Source organism: Streptomyces sp. NPDC048352 (assembly GCF_040651895.1).
In the GTDB taxonomy this organism is placed as follows: Bacteria; Actinomycetota; Actinomycetes; order Streptomycetales; family Streptomycetaceae; genus Streptomyces.
Genome location: NZ_JBEZKZ010000002.1, coordinates 224,684 through 232,284 on the forward strand (window position 1 = coordinate 224,684; position 7,601 = coordinate 232,284).

The 7,601-nt window shown below is 70.6% G+C and carries 7 protein-coding genes; 4 read left to right on the forward strand and 3 right to left on the reverse strand.

What is annotated here, in order from left to right; all coding sequences use genetic code 11:
* Window positions 1-133 precede the first annotated feature (133 nt).
* Complete coding sequence (locus AB0D45_RS02270; RefSeq protein WP_361596778.1) at window positions 134-1,780, reverse strand: protein kinase; 1,647 nt, start codon at window positions 1,778-1,780, stop codon at window positions 134-136.
* Between the two features lie 226 nt (window positions 1,781-2,006).
* Here AB0D45_RS02270 and AB0D45_RS02275 point away from each other — a divergent pair, with 226 nt between their 5' ends.
* Complete coding sequence (locus AB0D45_RS02275) at window positions 2,007-3,620, forward strand: protein kinase (protein ID WP_362454885.1); 1,614 nt, start codon at window positions 2,007-2,009, stop codon at window positions 3,618-3,620.
* Window positions 3,621-3,681: 61 nt separating this feature from the next.
* On the opposite strand, the gene AB0D45_RS02280 is transcribed toward AB0D45_RS02275, so the two are convergent.
* Both AB0D45_RS02280 and AB0D45_RS02285 read right to left on the reverse strand, forming a co-directional pair.
* Window positions 3,682-4,125, reverse strand: a complete 444-nt coding sequence (locus tag AB0D45_RS02280; protein WP_362454886.1) for a pyridoxamine 5'-phosphate oxidase family protein — start codon at window positions 4,123-4,125, stop codon at window positions 3,682-3,684.
* Window positions 4,126-4,285: 160 nt separating this feature from the next.
* Window positions 4,286-4,945 carry a response regulator transcription factor gene (locus AB0D45_RS02285; RefSeq protein ID WP_361596787.1) on the reverse strand — a complete coding sequence of 220 codons (660 nt, stop codon included), beginning with the start codon at window positions 4,943-4,945 and terminating at the stop codon, window positions 4,286-4,288.
* Window positions 4,946-5,270: 325 nt separating this feature from the next.
* Here AB0D45_RS02285 and pdhA point away from each other — a divergent pair, with 325 nt between their 5' ends.
* The 3 genes from pdhA to AB0D45_RS02300 form a co-directional block, all read left to right on the forward strand.
* The gene (gene pdhA / locus AB0D45_RS02290; RefSeq protein WP_362454887.1) at window positions 5,271-6,446 is read left to right on the forward strand and encodes a pyruvate dehydrogenase (acetyl-transferring) E1 component subunit alpha; all 1,176 of its coding nucleotides are present in this window, start codon (window positions 5,271-5,273) and stop codon (window positions 6,444-6,446) included.
* A complete protein-coding gene (locus tag AB0D45_RS02295) occupies window positions 6,446-7,426 on the forward strand; it encodes an alpha-ketoacid dehydrogenase subunit beta (protein ID WP_361596793.1) in 981 nt (326 codons plus the stop codon). The genes pdhA and AB0D45_RS02295 overlap by 1 nt, the downstream gene beginning before the upstream one ends.
* A gap of 13 nt (window positions 7,427-7,439) precedes the next feature.
* Window positions 7,440-7,601, forward strand: a 162-nt coding sequence (locus tag AB0D45_RS02300; RefSeq protein ID WP_362454892.1) for a biotin/lipoyl-containing protein, incomplete at its 3' end; no start/stop codon positions are given.

The window sequence follows — 7,601 nt, forward strand, 5'->3', positions numbered from 1 at the left end:
CGGCCCGGACGCCCGGTGTCGAGGCGCCGGACTCAGGTTCACACGGTGGGGCACATCCGGCACTTCGGGCGGTCCGTCAGGGTGCCCGGGGCGCCCGTACCACCGAGTCGGCGGTACGGGCGGGAGGCGGTGCCTACTGCGGGTCGCCCGTGGAGACGACCAGCGTGAACAGCGTGCCCTCCTTGGCCACGTCGCTGCCGGACGCCGGCAGCTGCTCCAGGACGGTGTCCTGGCCGTAGACGGCCTCGTCGCGCTCCTGGATCTCGAACCTCCAGCCGGCGGCCTGGATGCACTCCTTCACCGAGCGCAGGTTCTTGTACCGGAAGTCGGGCGCCACCACCTTGGTGGCGTCCTTGTAGGCCTTCGTCGGGCTCTTGCACTTCTCCGGGTCGATCGTGCGGGAGGGGTCCGGCCCCTTGTGGCCGGCCGCTGCCGCCGCCGAGCCGGAGGGGGACGCCGCGGCGGACGGGGAGTCGTTGCCGCCCTTGTCGTCGTCCATGTTCAGCACCGCGATCAGACCGCCGATGGCCAGCAGCGCCACCACGATCGCCCCGACCACGACCGGCGTGTTCCGCTTCCCGCCGCCCGAGGAGGCCGCGGGGCCGGACGGGGCCGAGGGCGAGATGGTGAACGGCGGCGGCGTCTGCGGTGCGTACTGCTGCTGCGGCACCGGGGTGTGCGGGTAGGCGTAACCGCCCTGCTGCTGCGTCTGCGGGGCGTACGGCGACGGCGGTGGGGTCTGCGCCTGGTACGGCTGCTGGAGCGACTGCGGCGGCGGCGCCTGGAAGCCGGAGTCCACCGGCGGGAACACGGCCGAGCCCACGCCCGCCCCGCTGCCGCCGGTCGCGGCACCCGGGACGATGACCGGGGCGCCGGTCTGCCCGGCCGACATCACCCGCAGGATCTCGTCCCGCATGGCCGTGGCCGTGGGGAAGCGCTCGTTCGGGTTCTTCTTCAGGGCCCGCGCCACCAGGGCGTCCATCGCCGGGGTGACCGCCCGGTTGATGGTCGAGGGAGCCACCGGCTCCTCCTGGACGTGCGCGTACGCGATGGCCAGCGGCGAGTCCGCGTCGAAGGGGATGCGGCCCGTCAGCAGCTGGAACAGCATGATGCCGACGGAGTACAGGTCGGAGCGGGCGTCGACGCCGCGCCCCAGCGCCTGCTCGGGCGACAGGTACTGCGGGGTGCCGACGACCATGCCGGTCTGCGTCATCGAGGTGACCCCCGACTGCATGGCCCGGGCGATGCCGAAGTCCATCACCTTGACGACGTCGCGCTTGGTCATCATCACGTTGCCGGGCTTGATGTCGCGGTGGACCAGGCCCATCTCGTGGCTGGTCTCCAGCGCGGCCAGGACGTCGGCCGTCACCTTGAGCGCCTTGTCCGCGGGCATGGCCCCGTACTGGCGGATGTCCGCGTCGAGCACGGAGCCGAGCGGCCGGCCCTCCACGTACTCCATGACGATGTACGGCATGACCGCCTCGTCGCCCCGGCCGGAGCCGAAGGTGACCGTGCCCTCGCCGGTGTCGAAGACCGAGACGATGTTGGTGTGCGACAGTTTGGCAACAGCCTGCGCTTCACGCCGGAAGCGCTCGCGGAAGGACGCCTCGCGCCCGAGTTCGCTGTGCAGGGTCTTGATGGCGACCTGGCGGTCGAGCGCGGAGTCGTACGCGAGGTAGACGGAGGCCATGCCCCCCTCGCCCAGCAAATCCCTTAGCTGGTAACGGCCACCGGCCAGGGAGCCGCCTGCGTACCGGCCCTGTGTGGCGTCCTGGCTCATGACTGTTGCTTCCCCTCGGGCTGTGTCCCTACGCGTCTGGCTGAGCGCATGTCGCGCCCAGTCTGCCGGAGGGCAAGCACACGTCAAGCCGGTGCCCGCTGCGTGACCACGGGCCTACGGGGCGTCTGTGTCCGAACGGTGACCGGTTCCGAGGCTGTAGCGTTCATCGGAGCACCCGAAGAGGACCCACCGCTAGAGCGGACGAGAGAGACGACGGCGAGGACTGATGGCACCCGAACCCGAGGAAAACGGCGCCGGGATGGCCGACGGTCCTGAGCACTGGGGCGCGGGCGGTCTCGTGGGGGACGGCCGCTACCGGCTGACCCACCGCCTGGGCCGCGGCGGCATGGCCGAGGTGTTCGCGGCGGAGGACGTACGGCTGGGCCGCACCGTGGCCGTGAAGCTGCTCCGGGCGGACCTGGCCGAGGACCCGGTCTCCAAGGCCCGCTTCACCCGTGAGGCACAGTCGGTCGCCGGCCTCAACCACCACGCCGTCGTCGCCGTGTACGACTCCGGCGAGGACCGGGTCGGCCCGAACGTGGTCCCCTACATCGTGATGGAGCTGGTCGAGGGCCGCACCATCCGCGAACTCCTGCTCAGCGCCGAGGCGCCGGGGCCCGAGCAGGCGCTCATCATCGTGTCGGGCGTGCTGGAAGCGCTCGCGTACTCGCACCAGCACGGCATCGTGCACCGGGACATCAAGCCCGCCAACGTCATCATCACCCACGCCGGCGCCGTGAAGGTGATGGACTTCGGCATCGCCCGCGCCCTGCACGGCGCGCAGTCGACGATGACCCAGACCGGCATGGTCATGGGCACCCCGCAGTACCTGTCGCCGGAACAGGCCCTCGGCAAGGCCGTGGACCACCGCAGCGACCTGTACGCCACCGGCTGCCTGCTCTACGAACTCCTCGCGCTGCGGCCCCCCTTCACCGGCGAGACCCCGCTGTCCGTCGTCTACCAGCACGTCCAGGACGCGCCGGTGCCGCCCTCGCAGCTGCCCGAGGGCCACTCCATCCCGCAGGAACTCGACGGCCTGGTCATGCGGTCGCTCGCCAAGGACCCGGACGACCGGTTCCAGAGCGCCGAGGAGATGCGCGGGCTCGTCCAGTACGCGCTCCAGATGCTCCAGGACCAGGGGGCCAACACCGGCACCTGGAACACCGGACCCGTCACCATGACGCTCCCGCACGGCCAGCCGGGCGGCGCGGCCACCTCGGCGATGACGTCCGCGCCCAACGGCGGACCGCGGCGCCCGCAGTACACCGCGCACGGCACGACCTCGCAGTTCCAGCAGCCGATGGTCCCGCCGCTGAACCCGGACGACGGCACGGCCTTCCCCGGCGGCGGCAACCACGGCCACGGCGGCGGCCACAACGGCCCCAACGGGTACGACGGCTACGACAACCGCCCCGGCGGCAAGTGGAAGGCGTGGCTCTTCGCGGTGCTCGCCGTGCTCGCCATCGCCGGCGGTGTGGCGTACGCCATCAAGTCCGGCGGCCTCGGCGTCGGTGACGGCGGCAACAAGCCCAAGACGAAGGTGAGCACGCCGGCCCCGTCGCAGAGCAGCGGCGGCAACTCGCCGGAGACCCCGGCGACCACGCCGAGCCCGGAGACCGACCGCTCGCACGACGAGGAGACGTACAACCCGGCGCCGAAGCCCAGCAAGTACACGCCGAGCACCAACCCCTCGACGCCGAGCACCAACCCCTCGACGCCAAAGACCACCCCGCCCGTGGAGCCGACGCCGAAGACCACCCCGCCGGTGGAGCCGACCGCGAAGCCCACCCCGCCGACGACCGGGGGCGGCGGCGCGAGTCCCGCGGGCGAGGACGGTTAAATGCCCGAAGGGGCCCGGAGGAAGAAATTCCGCCGGGCCCCTTTTCGCATGTCGGGGCAGGTCACAGGGCGTGCCGGCAGGGCCGGGCCGGAGAGCCGCCGAAGCTCTCGCCGACCGGGCTCCCCGCCAGGGTGTGCACGGTGACGAGCTGGGGTTCGATGCGCAGGTACACGGGGTCGAAGACTTCCCCGTCCATGAAATGCGGCGCCGGACCGAATAGTTCCAGTTCTGCGGTGGACGGCTCGACGAGCTCGGCCGTACCGGTGAACTGCACCGTCCACAGGGTCGGCTCGCCGGAATTGCAGTTGTCCGCCCCATAGGCGACGACACTGCCACCGCACGCCCGGGGGCAGCCGTCACCGGCGTGCATTCTCAGCAGGACCCGGCCGTCCGCCACGACGTGGCGGGCGACGGCGAGGAAGGGCAGCGCGCGCACGCTGGTGGCCACCCGTCCGTAGGAGACGCGGCGCAGCAGTTCGAGGGCGTGGAATTCCTCCGGGGACATGCAGCCACACTCGAACACCGGCGGAGCGCCGGAACAGAGGACCACGCCCCGACGGGCCGGGACGTTGGTCCCGAATCGAGCCGCGCCGGAGCCGTACTGGCGAGTCGTCGGAGCGAGTCGTCGGAGCGGAGTCGTACGAGCGGGTTACGAGCGAGTCGTCCTAGCGCCGTTCCGCCTGGAGGCGGGCCACGTACGCGGCGGCCTGGGACCGGCGCTCCATGCCCAGCTTGGACAGCAGGCTGGAGACGTAGTTCTTGATGGTCTTCTCGGCCAGGTGCAGGCGCTCGCCGATCACCCGGTTGGTCAGGCCCTCGCCGATCAGGTCGAGGATCCTGCGCTCCTGCTCGGTGAGGTGCGAGAGCCGGTCGTCACCCTTGCCGTTCTTGCCGTCGCGCAGCCGCTCCAGCACGCGCGCGGTGGCCACCGGGTCCAGCAGCGACTTGCCGGCCGCCACCTCGCGCACGGCGCTGAGCAGCTCGTTCCCGCGGATCGCCTTGAGGACGTAGCCGGAGGCGCCCGCCATGATCGCGTCGAACAGCGCCTCGTCGTCGGCGAAGGAGGTCAGCATCAGGCACTTGACGTCCTCGTCCTGCGAGCGCACCTCGCGGCAGACCTCGACACCGCTGCCGTCCGGAAGGCGCACGTCGAGGACCGCGACGTCGGGGCGGGTGGCGGGGATGCGGACCAGCGCGTCGGCGGCGGTGCCGGCCTCACCGACGATCTCGATGTCCTCTTCGACCGACAAAAGCTCGTGAACGCCCCGGCGTACCACTTCGTGGTCATCCAGGAGAAATACCTTGATTTTTCCATCTTCGCGCACAAACTCATCTTCACACACTCACCCCTTCCCTGCCGGAGTTACCCGGGATAACGTGCCGTTGTTCCGGCCCCCTGCAAGGCTGTGACCAGTGGATGTTCCCCAGGCGGCCGATTTACTTGGATATCCAAGCAAAATCGCAGGTCAAACGGGGTTTCGCAGTTATGCGTCGCACTGGGTAACGTGCTGTGCGCAGGGCACTCGCCGGGGCACCTGTCACGCCTGAATCCGTTACGCGCCGTGCACCCACCCCGTGTGCGGGTACGGATACAGGTGAGCCGCACTGGTCCCCGGAGAACCCGGGTGCCGGACCGACGGAGGAGCACACGTGACCGTGGAGAGCACTGCCGCGCGCAAGCCGCGACGCAGCAGCGGCACCAAGCGGGCGGCCGGCAAGACCGCCGCCGCCGCGCAGAGTGCCGAGCCCCAGCTCGTACAGCTGCTGACGCCCGAGGGCAACCGGGTCGACGACCCCGAGTTCGCCCCCTATGTCGCCGACATCACCGCCGACGACCTGCGCGGGCTGTACCGCGACATGGTCCTGACCCGCCGTTTCGACTCCGAGGCCACCGCCCTCCAGCGCCAGGGCGAGCTGGGCCTGTGGGCCTCGCTGCTCGGCCAGGAGGCCGCGCAGATCGGCTCCGGCCGGGCCCTGCGCGACGACGACTACGTCTTCCCGACCTACCGGGAGCACGGCGTGGCCTGGTGCCGCGGCGTCGACCCGACCAACCTGCTCGGCATGTTCCGCGGTGTGAACCACGGCGGATGGGACCCGAACACCAACAACTTCCACCTGTACACGATCGTCATCGGCTCGCAGACGCTGCACGCCACCGGCTACGCCATGGGCGTGGCCAAGGACGGCGCCGACTCCGCGGTGATCGCCTACTTCGGCGACGGCGCCTCCAGCCAGGGCGACGTGGCCGAGGCCTTCACCTTCTCGGCCGTCTACAACTCGCCCGTGGTGTTCTTCTGCCAGAACAACCAGTGGGCGATCTCCGAGCCGACCGAGCGCCAGATGCGCGTGCCGCTCTACCAGCGCGCGCAGGGCTTCGGCTTCCCGGGCGTCCGCGTCGACGGCAACGACGTCCTGGCCTGCCTGGCGGTCACCCGCTGGGCGCTGGAGCGCGCCCGCCGCGGCGAGGGCCCGACCCTGGTCGAGGCGTTCACGTACCGCATGGGCGCCCACACCACCTCCGACGACCCGACCAAGTACCGGCTCGACGAGGAGACGGCGGCCTGGGAGGCGAAGGACCCGATCCTGCGCCTGAAGGCCCACCTGCTGGCCTCCGGCGGCGCCGACGAGGCGTTCTTCGAGGGGCTGGAGACCGAGAGCGAGGCCCTCGGCAAGCGGGTGCGCGAGGTCGTGCGCGCCATGCCCGACCCCGACACCATGGCGATCTTCGAGAACGTCTACGCGGACGGGCACGCGCTCGTCGACGAGGAGCGCGCCCAGTTCGCGGCCTACCTCGCTTCCTTCGAGCCGGCCGAGGAGGGTCACTGATGGCTGTCGAGAAGATGTCGATCGCGAAGGCGCTCAACGAGTCGCTGCGCAAGGCCCTCGAGACGGACCCCAAGGTCCTGATCATGGGTGAGGACGTCGGCAAGCTGGGCGGTGTCTTCCGGATCACCGACGGCCTGCAGAAGGACTTCGGCGAGGAGCGGGTCATCGACACCCCGCTCGCCGAGTCCGGCATCGTCGGGACCGCCATCGGCCTGGCCCTGCGCGGCTACCGGCCGGTCGTGGAGATCCAGTTCGACGGCTTCGTCTTCCCCGCGTACGACCAGATCGTCACGCAGCTCGCGAAGATGCACGCCCGCGCCCTCGGCAAGATCAAGATGCCGGTCGTCGTCCGCATCCCGTACGGCGGCGCGATCGGTGCCGTCGAGCACCACAGCGAGTCCCCCGAGGCGCTCTTCGCGCACGTCGCGGGCCTGAAGGTGGTCTCGCCGTCGAACGCGAGCGACGCGTACTGGATGCTCCAGCAGGCGATCCTCAGCGACGACCCGGTGATCTTCTTCGAGCCGAAGCGCCGCTACTGGGACAAGGGCGAGGTCGATGTCGAGGCCATCCCCTACGAGCTGCACAAGGCGCGCGTGGCGCGCGAGGGCTCGGACCTCACCCTCGCGGCGTACGGCCCGATGGTGAAGGTCTGCCTGGAGGCGGCGGCCGCGGCGGCCGAGGAGGGCAAGTCGGTGGAGGTCCTGGACCTGCGCTCGATGTCCCCGATCGACTTCGACGCGATCCAGGCGTCGGTGGAGAAGACCCGCCGTCTGGTCGTCGTCCACGAGGCTCCGGTCTTCCTCGGTACCGGCTCCGAGATCGCCGCACGCATCACGGAGCGGTGCTTCTACCACCTGGAGGCGCCGGTGCTGCGCGTGGGCGGCTTCCACGCCCCGTACCCGCCAGCCCGCCTGGAGGACGAGTACCTGCCGGGCCTGGACAGGGTGCTCGACGCCGTCGACCGCTCGCTGGCGTACTGAGGAGAGCACCGCCATGACGATCCGCGAATTCAAGATGCCCGACGTGGGCGAGGGCCTCACCGAGGCAGAGATCCTCAAGTGGTACGTCCAGCCGGGTGACACCGTCACCGACGGGCAGGTCGTCTGCGAGGTCGAGACGGCGAAGGCGGCCGTGGAGCTGCCGATCCCCTTCGAC

Excerpts from the sequence above, each read along its gene's own strand:
- AB0D45_RS02295 (WP_361596793.1), top strand. The coding sequence starts at position 6,446 with ATGGCTGTCGAGAAGATGTCGATCGCGAAGGCGCTCAACGAGTCGCTG.
- AB0D45_RS02275 (WP_362454885.1), top strand. The coding sequence starts at position 2,007 with ATGGCACCCGAACCCGAGGAAAACGGCGCCGGGATGGCCGACGGTCCT.
- AB0D45_RS02280 (WP_362454886.1), bottom strand. The coding sequence starts at position 4,125 with ATGTCCCCGGAGGAATTCCACGCCCTCGAACTGCTGCGCCGCGTCTCC.
- AB0D45_RS02270 (WP_361596778.1), bottom strand. The coding sequence starts at position 1,780 with ATGAGCCAGGACGCCACACAGGGCCGGTACGCAGGCGGCTCCCTGGCC.